Source organism: Streptomyces sp. NPDC027663, from assembly GCF_055566415.1.
Genome location: NZ_JBVHSK010000001.1, coordinates 546809 through 563819, shown reverse-complemented (window position 1 = coordinate 563819; position 17011 = coordinate 546809). Strand labels below are relative to the sequence as shown.

At 71.3% G+C, this 17011-nt stretch carries 10 protein-coding genes; all 10 read right to left on the bottom strand.

Features of this window, described 5'->3' with window-relative positions; all coding sequences use genetic code 11:
* Positions 1-63 precede the first annotated feature (63 nt).
* On the bottom strand, positions 64-1269 hold the full coding sequence (locus ACZ4SF_RS02460) for a glycosyltransferase family 2 protein (RefSeq protein ID WP_468377133.1): 1206 nt from the start codon (positions 1267-1269) through the stop codon (positions 64-66).
* 272 nt (positions 1270-1541) lie between these two features.
* Entirely contained in the window at positions 1542-3674 is a 2133-nt protein-coding gene (locus ACZ4SF_RS02455; RefSeq protein WP_468377130.1) for a hypothetical protein, read from the bottom strand.
* A 157-nt stretch (positions 3675-3831) separates the two neighbouring features.
* Complete coding sequence (locus ACZ4SF_RS02450; RefSeq protein ID WP_468377127.1) at positions 3832-5328, bottom strand: D-ribitol-5-phosphate cytidylyltransferase; 1497 nt, start codon at positions 5326-5328, stop codon at positions 3832-3834.
* Between the two features lie 664 nt (positions 5329-5992).
* The gene (locus ACZ4SF_RS02445; protein WP_468377125.1) at positions 5993-7540 is read right to left on the bottom strand and encodes an alkaline phosphatase D family protein; all 1548 of its coding nucleotides are present in this window, start codon (positions 7538-7540) and stop codon (positions 5993-5995) included.
* Between the two features lie 408 nt (positions 7541-7948).
* A complete protein-coding gene (locus tag ACZ4SF_RS02440; protein WP_468377123.1) occupies positions 7949-9445 on the bottom strand; it encodes an FG-GAP-like repeat-containing protein in 1497 nt (498 codons plus the stop codon).
* Between the two features lie 30 nt (positions 9446-9475).
* Positions 9476-10891, bottom strand: a complete 1416-nt coding sequence (locus ACZ4SF_RS02435; RefSeq protein WP_468377120.1) for a VCBS repeat-containing protein — start codon at positions 10889-10891, stop codon at positions 9476-9478.
* A 163-nt stretch (positions 10892-11054) separates the two neighbouring features.
* Positions 11055-12503: a GTPase ObgE gene (gene obgE / locus ACZ4SF_RS02430; RefSeq protein WP_468377117.1), complete on the bottom strand. Its 1449-nt coding sequence runs from the start codon at positions 12501-12503 to the stop codon at positions 11055-11057.
* A gap of 140 nt (positions 12504-12643) precedes the next feature.
* Positions 12644-12898, bottom strand: coding sequence for a 50S ribosomal protein L27 (rpmA, locus tag ACZ4SF_RS02425; protein WP_023550764.1), 255 nt, complete (start codon positions 12896-12898; stop codon positions 12644-12646).
* Between the two features lie 14 nt (positions 12899-12912).
* A complete protein-coding gene (gene rplU, locus ACZ4SF_RS02420) occupies positions 12913-13233 on the bottom strand; it encodes a 50S ribosomal protein L21 (RefSeq protein WP_030653874.1) in 321 nt (106 codons plus the stop codon).
* 232 nt (positions 13234-13465) lie between these two features.
* On the bottom strand, positions 13466-17011 hold a 3546-nt coding region (locus ACZ4SF_RS02415; protein WP_468377114.1), incomplete at its 5' end, for an Rne/Rng family ribonuclease.

Below are 17011 nucleotides of genomic sequence, written 5' to 3'. Positions count from 1 at the left end.
TCTGCTGTGGCCGCGGGTTCGGGGCGCACCCGCCGGGACCCGTGACCGCGCCGGGCGGGCGGCTCAGGCCGCGGCCGTCCCGAAGCCCTTGGCCCGCAGCGTCCGCCGGATCTTGCGCAGGGCGCGGCGCAGGAAGGAGTTGGCGGCCGCCTCGCGGTAGCCGTCGAAGGCGCGGGCCTCGCGCGCCTCGGCGAGGTAGATCTCGTCGGGGATGCGGGCCGCCTTGGACCGGAAGTGCGGGTAGACGAGGTACAGACGCGTGCCGCGCTTCTCCAGGACGGCGGCGGCCTGCTTCTTCGCCTTGACGAACTTGACGACGTCGAGCAGCAGGTCGGACCGCTGCATGGCGACCAGGTGCAGCCGCAGCCGCTCGTGGACCTTCAGCCGGTGGGCCACACCGGGCGTCCAGTACGTCTCCATCAGCGGCTTGGCCAGCTCGAGCTTGTGGCGGCGCACCTCTTCGCTGTCGGTGAGGAACTTCGGCCCGAACTGCGGCAGCAGCGTGATGAGGAACGGCCGGACCATGAGGAGGTCGCGCTGGTCGCCGGCCGGGACCATGTCGGCGATCAGCTTCATCAGGGCGCGGGCGGAGTCGAAGCGCAGGGTGTAGCCGCCGGTCTTGGTGACGTGCTTGCCGTCGTCGCGGCCGACCAGGTAGTAGCAGGTGTAGTCGGCGATCACGGAGACGCCGTTCGCCCGCAGGTACGCCTCCATCGTGAACAGCGCGTCCTCGCCGGTCCACAGCGACTCGTCGAAGCGCATGCCGTGCTCGTCCAGCAGGGCGCGGCGGAACAGCTTCTGCGCGCTCAGCGTGAACTTGATGTTGGACGTGTAGAGGTCGGTCCGGTCGAGCGTCTTGCCCCACATGGACTTGGGAGCGGTGCGGTTGACGCCCTCGACCCGGCCGAGGACGACGTCCGTGCCGTTCTTGTCGGCCATGGCGACCATGCGCTCGAGAGCCTCGGGGCCGAGTCTGTCGTCGGCGTCGAGGAAGAAGACGTAGCGGCCGGTCGCTGTGGCCAGACCGACGTTGCGGGGGCCGCTGGGGCCACCGGAGTTCTGCTGGCGGATGACGGTGACCGGCATGGCGACGCGGGCCGCGAACTCCTCCAGGCACTCCCCCGTGCCGTCGGTCGAGCCGTCGTCGACTGCGATGACCTCCATGCGGGCCGGGTCGATGGTCTGCGCCTCGACGGATGCCAGGCATTCGACCAGGTACGGCATCGCTTCGTACGCCCCGATGATCACACTGACATCAGGCTGCGTCACGACGGTCACTCTTCCCCCTTGTCCACGGACTATTTCCCCCGTTATCGCCTCAATCGCAATGTGTTAGACGGACACCCAGGGGAAGCGGTTGCCTCACCCACCGTAATGAGTGGCGTACCTCACACGCGAATGTCACCGACAGTACGCGGCGTGGGTAAGAGCCGTTCAGGTCCGGTTGAGAGGGGGGCAAGAGAGGGCGCACGAGAAAGGGCCCCCGAGGAACTGCTCCTCGGGGGCCCTTCACTGGACCTGGCCGGACGGACGCCTGTCGGTCAGCCCGCGCTCACGCCGTCCGTGTCACCGGCCGTGTCACCGGCCGACGCGGTGCGCTGGCCCGGCAGGGCGTTGGTCAGCTCGGCCGCCTCGGCGGGGTCGGCGTTCGCCGCGCCCAGCCGGGCCTGCTGGCCGACGTTGCGGGTCTCGGCCTTGCGGGCCAGGTCGGCGACCGCGGTGTTGAACTGGTCGATCGACTTCGGCTCGTCCGGACCCAGCAGGTACTGCTTCAGCTCCTTGCGGGCGTCCGCGAGGGGGTCACCGGACGGATCGCGCACGGCGTCCAGCACCCCGCCCAGCTCGGCGGCGCTGTTGGACAGGATCACCGCGGCGCGCACGGCGGTGTTGTGCCGCTTGAACTCCTCGGCACCCACCTCGGCGGAGTCGGTGACGGCGTACGGCTTGCCGCTCGCGATGAAGTCGGAGACCACCGAGGAGATGTCGGAGACCATCGCGTCGGAGACGTTGAAGCAGTCGTACAGGCGCGGCTGGGCGCCCGTGATGACGCGGTGCTCGTACGACGGGAAGGAGCGCCAGTAGGCGGTGTTCCACTCGGCGCGCAGGCGGGCGATCTCCTCGTGCTTGTGCACGTCCACCATGCCGTCGCGGGTGGCCTCGGCCTCGTCGCGCCGGGTGCCGCCGGTGCCGGCCAGCTCCGCCAGGCGGCCCTCGATGCGGGCGAGTTCGGCCTTGGCCGCCTCCTGGGAGGCGGTGTCGACGGTGAAGCGGGGGTCGGCGGCGCGCTCGGCGGCGGCCTTCTCGACGAGCGCGGTGATCCGCTTGTGGGCGGCGCCGGCCTCCTTGCTGACGGTGCCGGTGAACGGGTGCGGCTTGTACAGGACACGGACCGGCGGGTCGGCGCTCATCAGCTGGGTGACGATGTTCTCGCCGGCGAGCACGATCGAGGTGTTGCCCGGGTTGCCGTCCCAGCCCTCCCAGGTCGGGGCGTACAGGACCGTGGGGACACGGTCCTCGGGCACGCCCTGCCAGGTCTGGATGGGCGCGAGCTGCGGGCGGCCGACCTCGACGATGTCTTCGTCGCGGACGCCGACGTCTGCGATGGCGTAGCGGTCGCGGCCGGCCCGGCCGGCGGTCCACACCTCGTCGTACACCTTGCTGTACGGGTTGACGCTGGCCAGCTTGTCGCTGTCGCCGTGGCCGATGAAGACGTGCTTCATGGTGGGCACGCGCAGCAGGTGGATGTTCTTGCCGACGTTGGCCGCGTACAGGGCGACGCGCACGGTCGACAGGTCCAGGTTCATCAGGTGCACCCCTCCGGGCACGCAGATGACGGGGACCGTGGTGGGCGCGAGGTTGTTCAGGATGGCGCGCTCGCGGAGGATGATCAGCGGCCGGGTGTCCAGCTGCTCCATCGTCTCCAGCCACATGTTGACCTGGTAGGCGGAGTCCTTGGAGCCGGAGAAGTACAGGACCGTCTCGGGCTGGTAGACGGCCAGCCAGTCGTCGACGGCGGCGAGGACGGCGTCGGCCCGCGGCGGGATCTTCTTGCTGCGGACGTACGGCAGGAGGCGCAGGACGTACCCCGTGCCCAGGCCCACGGTGAGACCGATGCCGAGGAAGCCGAAGCCGGCCGACTCCAGCTCCGCGGAGACCAGGATGCCGACGACCGCGAACAGGTCGAGGTGCAGCATCTTCTCCGCGGAGCGGTGCAGCAGGCGGCGCGGCGGGGCGTCCGGGATACGGATGCGGGACTTCAGGTCGATGTTGCGGGTGGCGACCGGCATCCGGCGGCGGTTGCGGATGAGGGTGACCAGGGCACCGTGCGGGGCCTGCAGGCCGTAGAAGGCTATGAAGCAGGCGACCGCGCCGTAGAAGATCAGGTCGCCCGCGAGAGAGAGGCGGGCCAGCAGCAGGATCAGCAGCAGCTGCCGGATCAGGAAGCGGATCGACAGCCCCGCCCGGACCTTGCTCAGGCGGTTGATCAGGTAGCTGCCCTTGCGGTGCAGATAGTGGTCCGCCAGGTACGTCACGGCGGCCAGGGCCGCGAAGGCGGGAACGCTCGGGACGAGCGCGGCCAGCATGAGCGCCGGGAAGCCCAGCATCACGAGGGCCGCCGCGGCCAGCTCGGCCGCGCTGCCCACCCGGGCGACGCGAATAGCGGTGGATATCACGGAGAACCTGCTCTGGGAGGGGGAGTGCCGGTTTTGTACAGAAATGCCGGAAGGCACCGGAAATTTATGCGGGGTACGGATTCAGGCCTCTGCGAATGCCCGGTGAACGGGCACCCACAGAGGCCTGAATTCCCAAAGTCTTAATGACTCCCGATTATTACACGCCGTCCTGACGGTCCAGCACCGCGGCCAGCGCCTGCTCGAAGCCGGAGGCCTGGGCGGCACCCGCGGTCGGGTCCTGCTGGCGAACGTCGATGACGTGGCCGGTCAGCTCCGACAGCAGCACGTCGAGGGAGGTACGGGCCACGGCCTCGGAGGAGAGCAGCGAGCCCGCCGGCTCCTGACCGAAGGCCTTGGTGCGCATCGGGGTGGCGGTGCGCTCGGGGTTGATGCAGTTGACGCGGATGCCGTCGCCGGCCCACTCGTCGGACAGCGCCTGGGTGAGATTCACCATGGCGGCCTTGGTGGAGGAGTAGAGGGAGTACTCGGCACGGCCGCGGGTGTAGCTGCTGGAGGTGTACAGCAGCAGCTGGCCCTTGGTCTCGGACAGGTACTTGTAGGAGGAGCGCGCGATCTGCACCGGGGCCAGGTAGTTGACCTTCAGTGCCTCCTCGATGGTGGCGTTGTCGGTCTCGGCGAGCTTGCCGATGCGCAGCACGCCCGCGGTGTTGACGACGTAGTCGATCCGGCCGGTCTCGGCGTACGCCTTGGACAGCGCGTCGTCGACCTCCTCCGGATTCTCCACGTGGGTGCCGGTGGTGGAGCGGCCCAGGGCGTAGACGTTCGCGCCGTAGGACCCGGCGAGTTCGGCGATGTCCTTGCCGATGCCGTAGGAGCCGCCGAAGATGACGATCGTCTTGCCGGTCAGCAGCTCGCGGTAGGCCTCCTCACCGTTCTGCTCGGGCGCAGCGGTGGAGGCGAGCTGGAAGAGCTTGTCGGCGATGAAGACGTCGACCGGCTGGGTCACCTTCATGTTGTACTCGTCACCCGCGACTACGTGGATCGGCACGTCCGGCAGGTACTTGAGGACCACCGAGCAGTCGTCCGTGGCCTGGAAGTTGGGGTCGCCGGAGGCGACCTCGTAGGCGCGGCGGATCGTGGACAGCTTGAAGGCCTGCGGGGTCTGGCCGCGGCGCAGCCGGGAGCGGTCCGGGATCTCGGTGATGAACTCGCCGTCCTCGCCGTGCGTGCGGGTCACGATGATCGTGTCCGCGGACGGGATGGCGACGTCCACCGCCTGGTAGCGCTCCAGCGCGGTCACGCAGTCGTCGATGACGCGCTGCGAGAGCAGCGGACGCACCGCGTCGTGGAAGAGGACGTTGAGGTCCTCGCCCTCGGCCAGGCCCTCACGCAGCGCGGAGATGGCGCGCTCGGTGGTCTCGTTCCGGGTCGAGCCGCCCTCGATGACCTTCTTCACCTTGGTGAAGCCGGCCTTGGCGACGATCTTCTCGACGTCCGGCACATAGCCTGGGGCCATCAGCACGATGATGTCGTCGATCGAGTCGGCGTTCTCGAAGGTGGTCAGGGTGTGCTCGATGACTGCCTTGCCGGCGATCTTCAGCAGCTGCTTGGGGATCGACAGACCCACCCGCTGACCGGTGCCACCGGCCAGGATCACTGCGGTGGTTCGGGGCTTGGCTATGTGCTGGGACACAGGCTGACCTACCTTGCGGCGACAGGGAACCGTGAAATGGTCCCACCTCGGGTAACCGCAGTGCAAGGTGAGTGACGTCCCATGCATATGTGAGCGCAACCTGTCATTCACCTTGCGCTCCTGGTGATTGGCGGGGGGCGGTGTGAACCCCCGTGAATTTGCTGTGAGTAAGTCCACAGGTCCCCGCGAGCGGGGTGCCAGCGCCGCCGCAGCCGCTTCGGGCACCGGCGCCCCGGTACCCGCACCGGACCCTTCGGCGACGTCCGGTGCACGCGGCACACCGGGGTCACGCCGGCTGCTCGCTGCACGTGTTCTTCATATCCGGTGCGGCACCGCACCGGACGAGACGGGAATGCAGCTCGTCCGTGAGTCCATTGTCACGGAATTCCACATAAAGATTCCGCAGCATTTCGGTCTCGGCCAGGGCGAGTGACCGATTTGCGGTGTCCGGGGGCGACCGAAGGGGATTCCCGGGCAGGCCGAGCAGTGTCTCGAAGATGCGCATCGGCCGCCCCGGTCGTGGCCGGGGTCGTGGACCAGGACCCCGGCCACCACGCGAACATGCGTGAACGCAACGTGACCAGACGTGTACGAACCGCCACCGAGCCGCTCCGCGAGCCGGGCGATCAGCGCACGAGCCGGCGGTCCGGGGCTTCCTCGGGCATCACACGAGCCGGACGCCCGGTTCGTCGGACTCCACCCGCAGCCGGGCCAGGGTGCTCGCCGTCGCCTGCGGCCTCAGCACGGTGTCGACGCCCCGGACCCGTGCGTCGATGCCGTCGCGCCGGATGTCGAACAGGTGGTAGCCGCGGTGGGCGTCGATGAACTTCCAGTGCGGGTTGTCCGCCTTCAGCGGGTCCCACTGCCGGTGGAACTCGTCCTGGTCCTGGTCGCCGCTGCTGGAGATGGAGGTGCCGACGAACTCGGCGCCGACCACGTCGGAGTCCGGGTCGGCGTAGTCCGTCTTCAGGTCGCTGATCATCGTCAGGTGGCGGTCGCCGCTGAGCACGACCGGGTTGCGGACGTCGGCGAACTCCTCCAGCAGGGCGTTGCGTTCGACCTGGTAGCCGTCCCAGGCGTCGTAGTACCAGAGCTTGCCGTCGCCGGGCAGCAGGTCGGTCTCGGCCATCATGATCTGTGAGGCGATGAGGTTCCAGCGGGCCGGGGAGTCGTACAGCCCGTCCAGCAGCCACTGCTTCTGCTCGGCTCCCAGCATGGTCTGCGAGGGCGCCTCGGCACCTTCCTGGGTGGTGGCCTGGTCGCTGCGGAACTGCCGGGTGTCCAGGACGTTCAGCCGGGCCAGCCGGCCGAACTCCAGGCGACGGTACATCTGGATGTGCGGACCCGTGGGGACCGAGGCGGCGCGCACCGGCATGTGCTCGTAGTACGCCTGGAAGGCCGCGGTCAGCCGCGCCACGAACTTGTCGTGCGGCTGCTTGTCCGGGTCCTGCGGGATCTCGCCGGCCCAGTCGTTGTCCACCTCGTGGTCGTCGAAGGTGACCACCCAGGGGGCGTTCGCGTGCATCGCGGCGAGGTCGGGGTCGGTGCGGTACTGGGCGTACCGGTTGCGGTACTGCGCGAGGGTGTACGGCTCGCCCTTGCCCTCGTGCCGCCGTACGGCGGTGGCGGACGGCCCGGACTCGTAGATGTAGTCGCCGACGAAGAGGACGAAGTCGGGGTCCTGGGCGAGCATGTCGGCGTACGGCGTGAAGTAGCCGTGCTGCCAGTTCTGGCAGGAGGCGAGGGCGACGCGCAGCGAGCCGCCGCGCCGGTGCGGGTGGGGTGCGGTGCGGGTGCGGCCGGTGGGTGAGAGCTGGCCGCCGGCCCGGAAGCGGTACCAGTACGAGCGGTCCGGGCGCAGGCCGCGGACGTCGACGTGGACGCTGTGGCCGAGTTCCGGGCGGGCCTGGGCGGTGCCGCTGCGGGCGATCCTGCGGAACCGCTCGTCCTCGGCGATCTCCCACTCCACGGGGAAGACCGCGTCGGGCATGCCGCCGCCGTTCAGCGGGTCGGGCGCGAGTCTGGTCCACAGCACGATGCCGTCGGGCAGCGGATCGCCGGAGGTGACGCCGAGCGTGAACACCCCGTCGGGCAGCGGGGTGTCGGCGGCGCGGGCGGTGCCGGGCAGCCACAGCTGGGCGGAGGCGGCCGCGCCGAGCAGGGCGGCTCCGGCGGTCAGGATGCGGCGGCGGTCGGGCGATGGTGCGGTCATGCGCTGACTCCCTTGCCACAGTGGCCACTTGGACTGGTCTGTCGGACATTCGGAAGTTCCCACGGCCGGACGGTCCGCCTGCTGAACGACCTCCATCAAGGGCATGACAAGTGGGCAGACAACAGAAGACCCGTTGCGGCACGGCAAAACCTTTGCGCCACAACGGGTCTGACGGTAGATCGGAATCCGTCCCGCCGCCTACGCCTCAGGAGGCGAAACGGGCCCCAGCCGTCCGCCCACACCTCAGAAACCGAAGCCGGACCGCACGGAAGCGCCACGCCCCGTTCACGTCCCCGACCGTCAGGTGCCCCCGGTCGCCGAGCCCGTCGTACCGGGCCCCGCCTCCCGGCGTCGCCCCGCCGGACAGCCCCTTCTTTCCGCTCACGCTTCCTTGACCGTTCCGGTGGATCAGTCGCCGAGCGACGTGCCGAAGAAGGCCTGCCACATGGGCAGGGCGGCGGTGGCGGGACCGAAGGAGAAGGCACCCTTCGTGGTGATGCCGCCGGTCGCCGCGGGGAAGGCCCAGACGGCGCCCTCGCCCGTGTTCTCGTCGGGGTCGCCGACGATCAGCTCGGCCTTCTTGTCGCCGCCGGCGTCGACCAGTGCGGTCGCCCGGCCGAACCGGTCGCCCTTCTCGGCGGTGCCGGGCACACCCGCGGTGTTCTGGTGGAGGACCTTGGCGCCCTTGGCGGTCAGGCCCTTGGCGCTGCCGCGCAGCACCAGCACCGTGCCCGCGTCGGTCAGGCCGTCGAAGTCCTCGCCGGGCAGGCCGGTGGCGAGGTCGTTGTATCCGTCGCCGTCGGTGTCGCCGATCGACAGGGCGGCGCCCATGCCGTCGTGGAACTCGCCGGCACCGGGCACCCCCGCGGTGTCCTGGTTGATCCACACCGGCTTCAGCGTGGTGGAGGTGCCCTGCGGGCCGCCGTAGACCACGCCCAGCGCCCCGCCCTTGGTCGGCATCCAGGCGTCGCTGTCGTAGCCGTCGGCGGAGTGGCCGACGACGATGTCGCCGTAGCGGTCGTGGTTGAGGTCGCCGATCACCACCTGCTCGCCGCCGATCGAGCGGTGCTCGGTGTCGGACAGCCAGCCCTTGTTCGTGAAGCCGCCGGGTCCGCCGAGCAGCAGGGCGACGCCCCGGGAATCCGACTCGTCCATGAAATGGGTGCGCACGGCGAGGTCGGCGATGCCGTCACCGTTCACGTCGCCGGCGGTCAGGGACTGGGTCAGTTCCATCCGGTCCGGGTCGACGGTGAAGTACGTCGTGCTGGTCCCCGCGGGGTTGGTGCGGGTGAACGGCCCGTGCTGCACGGCTCCGTCCGCCTTCGGGTCGGTCTCGGGGTGGACGCCGAGCCGCACGAGGTCGGGGTGCTTGTCGCCGTCCACGTCGGCGACGGTGAAGTCCTTCATCGCGGTGGCGTCCGGCAGTCCCGACAGCAGCGTCGGTGTTGCCGAAAGGCCCTTCGGTCCGCCCCAGTTGACCTCGATGAAAGTGCCGTGATCGCCGTCCATCGGGGTCCACGACACGGTCGAGAGCAGATCGGCGTAGCCGTCCTCGTCGAGGTCCGCGGTGCGCAGACTGCTGCCGTAACCGCCTTCCGGCGACTCCGCGTTCTTCCGGCCCGGCCAGGCCAGCACCTGCTTGCGGGCGGTCGACAGGCCCTTCGCCGAGCCGTACAGCACGGTGACGGCGCCCGCGCCGCGCTGACTTCCGAGGGCGGTGCCGGGGGCGCCGACGGCGACGTCGGCGTAGCCGTCGCCGTTGAAGTCGTCGTGCAGGTGCTTGCTGCTCGCGGCCGCGGCCGCCTGCGCGGGGACCGCGGCGGCGGGAACCGCGAGGGCGCCGGCGGCGAGGGTGAGGCCGGTGGCCGTCGCCAGCAGAGCGCGGCGCTGGGAGGAGGAGTTCATGAATGTCCTGGAATCGTGAGTACGAAAGAGTCAGTTGGGGAAGACGGAGCCGAGTTCGGCGCCGGTCGCGGTCGTGCCGAGGGCCCGGGCGCCGACGGTGAAGGACCCCTTGGTGCTCGTCCGTCCCGGGAACACCCAGAACGCACCGGCGCGGGTGTCCTCCAACGGCGCACCGACCACCGGCTCGGCCCTGCCGTCACCGTTGCCGTCGACGAGGTGCACGGCGGCACCGAACCAGTCGTCCTTCTCCGCCGTTCCGGGCACACCGGCGCTGTCCTGGCTGAACACCTTGGTCCCGGCACCCGTCACCCCGGAGGGCCCGCCGGGTACGACGGCGAAGGTGCCGGGGCTGCGCAGCCCGCCGAAGCCCTCGAAGGGGACGCCGGCCAGGATGTCGGCGCGGCCGTCGCCGGTCACGTCACCGACGGCCAGGGCGTGGCCGAATCCGTCCCCGGCCTCCTGGGTGCCGGGCACCCCGGGGGTGTCCTGGCTGATCACCTGGGGCCTGCCGGGGCCGAGGCCCTGCTTGCCCGCGTAGGCGATCCGCAGGGTCCGGCCGCCGACGACCAGATCCGCCCGGCCGTCGCCGTTGAGGTCGCCGAGCGCGATGTCGTCGCCCTCCGGTCCGCTCAGGTCCCTCAGGCCGACCGGGGTGCGCAGTCCCTCGCGGCTGCCGCGCACGGAGAACACGGCCTGGCCGTAGTCGCCCTCGTCGTCCCGGTCCCACGAGCGGGTCAGCGCCACGATGTCGTCGGTGCCGTCGCCGTCGGTGTCCCCCGCCGCCACCGCGATCGTGTTCACGTCGCCGTCCCCGAACTCCGCGCCCTCCTGGGTGCGCGCGGGGCGGCCGTCCCGGCCGAGCGGGCCGAACAGGACCCGCCCGCTGCGCGCGAGGTCCTGGTGTCCGTCGCCGTCGAAGTCACCGGCGGCCGTCAGCGCGTCCTGGTATCGGCCGGTGTCCTGGGCGGGCAGCACCGTCCCGGAGACGAATCCCTTCGGGCCGCCCCACAGCACGGTGCTGCTGCTCTCGCGGTCGATGCCGTCCTGCGTCCACCGCTCACCGCCGGAGCCGACCAGCAGGTCGGTGAAGCCGTCGCCGTCCAGGTCGGCGTCGACCAGCCGGGTCCCGAAGAGGTCGGACTTCTCCACTGCTCCGGGTACGCCGGGGGAGGCCTGCGTGTACACCTTCTTGGCGGTGAGCCCCTGGGGCGACCCGTACAGCACGGCCACGTACCCGGCGCGGGTCTTGCCGCTCACGGTCGCGTACGGCGCGGCGACGGCCAGGTCGCCGTACCCGTCGCCGTTGAAGTCGGCGCGCACCTGCTCGGCGGGCGGCTGCGGGGCGGCGTCCGCCGCGGGAACCGCCAGCAGGGCACCGGCGGCCAGGGCGATGCCGGTGGCGAGGGCCAGGGTGCGACGGGGGAAGGAACGGGGCTGGTCAGGCACGTCGGCTCCGGAAGTCGGGAAACAGAGATGCGGCACGAAAAGGACCAAGATCCTCTTCGTGCCGCACTGTTCGACTCACCGGGGCGGGGCTGGGTTGCCCTCACAGCCGCCGCCGATTTTCCCGGCGTTCACCTTGCCGGAGGGGAGGCGGCGGCCGTGCCTCCTACTCGAACGGGTCGAACTCGTCGTACGCGTGCAGTGCCTCGTCCCGCTCCGCTTCCTTGTCCCTGCGGCGCTGGGCCGCAGGACGCGGGGCGTCGAAGCGGTGGTCCTCGCCGCGTCGGCCGAGCATCTCCGCGCCGGCCATGACCGTCGGCTCCCAGTCGAAGACGACCGCGTTCTCCTCGGGGCCGATGGCGACGCCGTCGCCGGCCCGGGCGCCCGCCTTCATCAGCTGTTCCTCCACGCCGAGGCGGTTGAGCCGGTCGGCGAGGTAGCCGACGGCCTCGTCGTTGTTGAAGTCGGTCTGGCGGACCCAGCGCTCCGGCTTCTCGCCCCGCACCCGGAACAGCGGCTCGCCGCCGACCTCCTCGCGGACGACGGTGAAGCCCGCGTCGTCCACGGCCTTGGGCCGGATGACGATCCGCGTCGCCTCCTCCTTCGGCTTGGCCGCACGCGCCCTCGCGACCAGATCGCCGAGCGCGAAGGACAGCTCGCGCAGGCCGATGTGGGCGACGGCCGACACCTCGAAGACGCGGTAGCCGCGGGCCTCCAGGTCGGGCCGGACCATCTCGGCGAGGTCCTTGCCGTCCGGGACGTCGACCTTGTTCAGGACGACGATCCGGGGCCGGTTGTCGAGGCCGCCGTACTGCCGCAGCTCCTCCTCGATGATGTCGAGGTCGGAGACCGGGTCACGGTCGGACTCCAGCGTGGCGGTGTCGAGCACGTGCACCAGTACGCTGCACCGCTCCACGTGCCGCAGGAACTCCAGGCCGAGGCCGCGGCCCTGGCTGGCGCCGGGGATGAGACCGGGCACGTCGGCGATGGTGTAGACGGTGGAGCCGGCGGTCACCACGCCCAGGTTCGGGACCAGCGTGGTGAACGGGTAGTCGGCGATCTTCGGCTTGGCCGCGCTCAGCACGGAGATCAGCGAGGACTTGCCGGCGCTCGGGTAGCCCACCAGAGCCACGTCGGCGACCGTCTTCAGCTCCAGGACGATGTCCTGCAGGTCCCCGGGCACGCCGAGCAGCGCGAAGCCGGGCGCCTTGCGGCGGGCGCTCGCCAGCGCCGCGTTGCCGAGGCCGCCCCGGCCGCCCTGCGCGGCAATGTACGAGGTGCCGTGGCCGACCAGGTCGGCGAGCACGTTGCCCGCCTTGTCCAGCACGACCGTGCCGTCCGGCACCGGCAGGATCAGGTCCTGGCCGTCCTTGCCGGAGCGGTTGCCGCCCTCGCCGGGCTTGCCGTTGGTGGCCTTGCGGTGCGGGGAGTGGTGGTAGTCCAGAAGCGTGGTGACCGACTGGTCCACGGTCAGGATGACGTCACCGCCACGGCCGCCGTTACCACCGTCGGGGCCGCCGAGCGGCTTGAACTTCTCACGATGGACGGAGGCACAGCCGTGGCCTCCGCTACCCGCGGCGACGTGCAGTTCGACGCGGTCCACGAAGGTGGTCATGGTTCAGTGCCTCCAGATAATGCGGGAATGTCTACTGCATAACACGCGAAAGGCGGACCCGCCTTCCCGACCGGGAAGTGAGGTCCGCCTCGCGAAAGGTTCGAACGAATCGCTCGGTCGACGCCGTGAATTCAGACGATTCAGGCGACCGGGACGATGTTCACGACCTTGCGGCCACGGTGGGTACCGAACTCCACCGCACCGGCCTGCAGCGCGAACAGCGTGTCGTCGCCGCCACGGCCGACACCGGCGCCGGGGTGGAAGTGGGTGCCGCGCTGGCGGACCAGGATCTCACCCGCGTTGACGACCTGACCGCCGAAGCGCTTCACGCCGAGCCGCTGGGCATTGGAGTCGCGACCGTTCCGGGTGGACGATGCGCCCTTCTTGTGTGCCATTTCTCCTCAGTCCCTTACTTCGCAGCCGCGGGGATCGACGTGACCTTGATCGCCGTGTACTGCTGGCGGTGGCCCTGACGACGGCGGTAGCCGGTCTTGTTCTTGTAGCGCAGAATGTCGATCTTCTGGCCCTTGTGGTGGTCCACGACCTCGGCCTGGACCTTGATGCCGGCCAGCACCCACGGGTCGCTGGTCACGGAGTCGCCGTCGACAACGAGCAGGGTCGAGAGCTCGACCGTGTCGCCAACCTTGGCAGTGGAAATCTTGTCAACCTCAACGATGTCGCCGACAGCAACCTTGTGCTGGCGACCACCGCTGCGCACGATGGCGTACACGCGGATCTCACTTTCGCTCGAAGAAACGGCACCCCCGCAGGCCAGTCGCCCAGGAACACCGGGGACGACCTCTCCCGGCCAGCCGTGCGTCCGGGAGGAAGAGGTTTACGGGGATGTGGCGTGTTCAGTGGACACGCCGACGGTCAAGGTTACGGGGCCACGGCCGAGGGGGTCAAACCGGGCCCCAGGGGTGTGCGGCCCGTCACTCGGGACGGGCCGCACACCGCGGGCGTCAGCCCTCGTCGCCGGCAGCGGGGACCGTGGCGGTCTTCTTCGCCGTCGACTTCGCGGCGGCCGTCTTGGCGGTCTTCGTCGCCTTCTTGGCCGTCGTCTTCTTGGCGGCGGTCTTCTTGGCCGTGGTCTTCTTGGCCGCGGTCTTCTTGGCGGTGGCCTTCTTCGCCGTGGCCTTCTTGGCGGCGGTCTTGCGGGCCGCCTTCTTGGCCGGAGCCGTCACCTCGGCCACCTCCTCGGCCGTCACCTCGCCCGCCGGGGCCTCCGCCGCCTCGGGCGCGGCCGACGGGACGACCACGACGGCCGCCTCCTCTGACGCGGTCGGCGCGGTGGCCTTGCGCACGGCACGGCGACGCGGACGGGCCGGAGCGGCGCTCTCGGCGGCCGGCGCCTCGGCGGGCCGCCCGGCCTCGGCGGCAGGCTCGGCCTCGGCGGCGGCCGGAGCCTCCTGCACGGGAGCCTCGGGCACCGTCACCACGGCCGCCTCGGCACCCTCGGGGGAACCAGCCGGAGCCGACACCTTCCGGGTCGCCCGGCGGCGCGTACGGCCCTTGGGCGCGGCCTCCTCGGCGGCCGGGGCCTCGGCCTGCGGCGCCGGAACCACCTGGTCCTCGGCGGCCACGGGCTCGGCCAGCGCCTCGGCGGCCGGCTCCGGCTGCACCGGGCGTGCCGCCGCCTCCTCGGCGGTGACCTCCTGTGCGGTCGGCACCTCGGCCGGCGCGGCCTCCGCGGGCTGCCCGGCTTCGGCGGCCCGCTCGGCCCGGGAAGCCTTCTCGCCCTTGCGGGCCTCGGCCTTCGGCGCCCCCGCCGGAGCCGACGCGCGGCGGCTCGCCCGGCGGCGCGTACGGCCACGGCCGGCCGCCGCCTCCGCCTCGGCGACGCTGCTGTACAGCTCCTCGTCCGGCGCGAAGTCGGGCGCGGGCAGCGCGACCGGCTCGGCGGCCTCGGCGGCCACCTCCGCGGCGGTCTCCGCCTCGGGCTCGACGGCCTCGCCGGTCTCCACGGCCACGGCGGCGGTCTCGTGCACGTGCTCCTGCACGTCACCGCCCCGGCCGCGCTTCTTGCGCTTACCGCCGCCACCGCCGTTCACGGTGGCCTGGTCCAGGTGGACGATGACACCGCGGCCGTTGCAGTGGACGCAGGTCTCCGAGAAGGACTCCAGCAGGCCCTGGCCGACCCGCTTGCGGGTCATCTGGACCAGGCCCAGCGAGGTGACCTCGGCCACCTGGTGCTTCGTACGGTCCCGGCCCAGGCACTCCAGCAGGCGGCGCAGCACCAGATCGCGGTTGGACTCCAGGACCATGTCGATGAAGTCGATCACGATGATGCCGCCGAGGTCGCGCAGCCGCAGCTGGCGCACGATCTCCTCGGCCGCCTCCAGGTTGTTCCTGGTGACCGTCTCCTCCAGGTTGCCGCCCTGGCCGGTGAACTTGCCGGTGTTGACGTCGACGACGACCATCGCCTCGGTCCGGTCGATCACCAGCGAACCGCCGCTGGGCAGCCAGACCTTGCGGTCCAGCGCCTTGGCGAGCTGCTCGTCGATCCGGTAGGTGGCGAAGACGTCGACCTCGGAGGTCCACCTCGACAGCCGGCCGGCCAGGTCCGGGGCGACGTGCGCGACGTACCCGTGGATGGTCGACCAGGCGTCGTCACCGCTGACGACGACCTTGGAGAAGTCCTCGTTGAAGATGTCGCGCACGACCCGGACGGTCATGTCCGGCTCGCCGTACAGCAGCGTCGGAGCGTTGCCGCTCCTGGCCTTCTTCTGGATGTCCTCCCACTGCGCCTGCAGCCGCTCGACGTCGCGGCGCAGCTCGTCCTCGCTCGCGCCCTCGGCGGCGGTGCGCACGATGACGCCCGCGTCCTCGGGGACGATCTTCTTGAGGATGGTCTTCAGCCGGGCCCGCTCGGTGTCGGGCAGCTTGCGGCTGATACCGGTCATGGAGCCCTCGGGGACGTACACGAGGTAACGGCCCGGCAGGGAGACCTGGCTGGTCAGACGCGCACCCTTGTGCCCGATCGGGTCCTTCGTCACCTGGACGAGGACGGACTGGCCGGACTTCAGGGCGGACTCGATGCGGCGCGGCCCGTTGGCCATGCCGAGCGCCTCGAAGTTGACCTCGCCGGCGTACAGCACGGCGTTGCGGCCCTTGCCGATGTCGATGAAGGCGGCCTCCATCGACGGCAGCACGTTCTGGACCTTGCCCAGGTAGACGTTGCCGACGTACGAGGTCGACTGCTCCTTGTTGACGTAGTGCTCGACGAGCACGCCGTCCTCCAGGACGCCGATCTGCGTGCGGTCGCCGTGCTGACGCACGACCATCACGCGCTCGACGGCCTCGCGGCGGGCCAGGAACTCGGCCTCGGTGATGATCGGGACGCGACGGCGCCCCTGCTCACGGCCTTCCCGACGGCGCTGCTTCTTGGCCTCCAGACGGGTCGAGCCCTTGATGGACTGCACCTCGTCGGACGGCTCGCTGGGCTTGCGCGGCTCGCGGACCTTGACGACCGTGCGCTCCGGGTCGTCGGCGGACGGCTCGGTTTCGCCGGAGGTGTCACCGGCCCGGCGACGGCGGCGACGGCGACGGCGGCTGCTGGAGCTGGACCCGGCGCCCTCCTCGCCGTGGGCCTCCTCGGAGTCCTCTTCCTCCTGCTCGGCGGTGTCCTCGGCGTCCTGCGCGGCCTGCTCGGCGGCCAGGTCCTCGGCCTCGGCGTCCACGCCCTCGCCGGCCTCGCCCTCGGCGGACTCACCGCGACGGCGACGGCGGCCACCACGGCGGCGACGGCGGCGCGAGCCGGCCTCCTCGAAGCCCTCGGCGCCCTCGGTCTCGTCGCCCTCCTCGCCCTCGGCGAGGTCCTCGGCGGACTCGACGGCCTCGGCGGCCTCCTCCGTCTCCGCGGTCCCGGCGGCGGTCTCGGCCGGCCGGTACTCCTCCGCGGCGGCACCACGGCGGCGTCGGCGGCGGCGCGAACCGGTCTCGGCGCGCTCCTCCGCGTACTCCTCGGTCTCCTCGGGCTCCCCCGGCTCGGCGGCCTCAGCGGCGGCCTCGGCAGCGGCGCGCTCCGGGGTCTGGAACCGGGGCTCGGCGAACACCGGCGCCTGGAAGACGGCGACGGCGGGGCGGGCGGGCCGGCGTGGGGCATCGCCCTCGGCGGACTCGCCGGCCTCGGCGGAGCGGGCGGGCTCGGAGAACCCGGACGCGGCCCGCACCGCCCGGCGCCGGGCACGGCGCGGCGCGCCGGCCTCGGCGGTGGGGGCGGGCTCGGCGGCAGGGGTCTGCGCGGCGGGGGCGGGCTCGGTGGTGTGCGTGGTCGCGGGGACCTCCGGGGTGTGGGCGCGCGCGGACTCCTCCGCCTCGCCGGCGTTCTCGTCGGCCACGGCGGCCTCCTCGGTCACAGGGGCACCGGCGGGCGCGGAGACCCGGCGGGTGGCACGGCGGCGGGTACGGCGCGGAGCGGCCTCCTCGACGGCAGCCTCCTCGGCGACCCCTTCCGACGGCTCCTGAACGGCCGGAGCAGCCTCGACAGCGCCGGTCCCGGCAGCCGG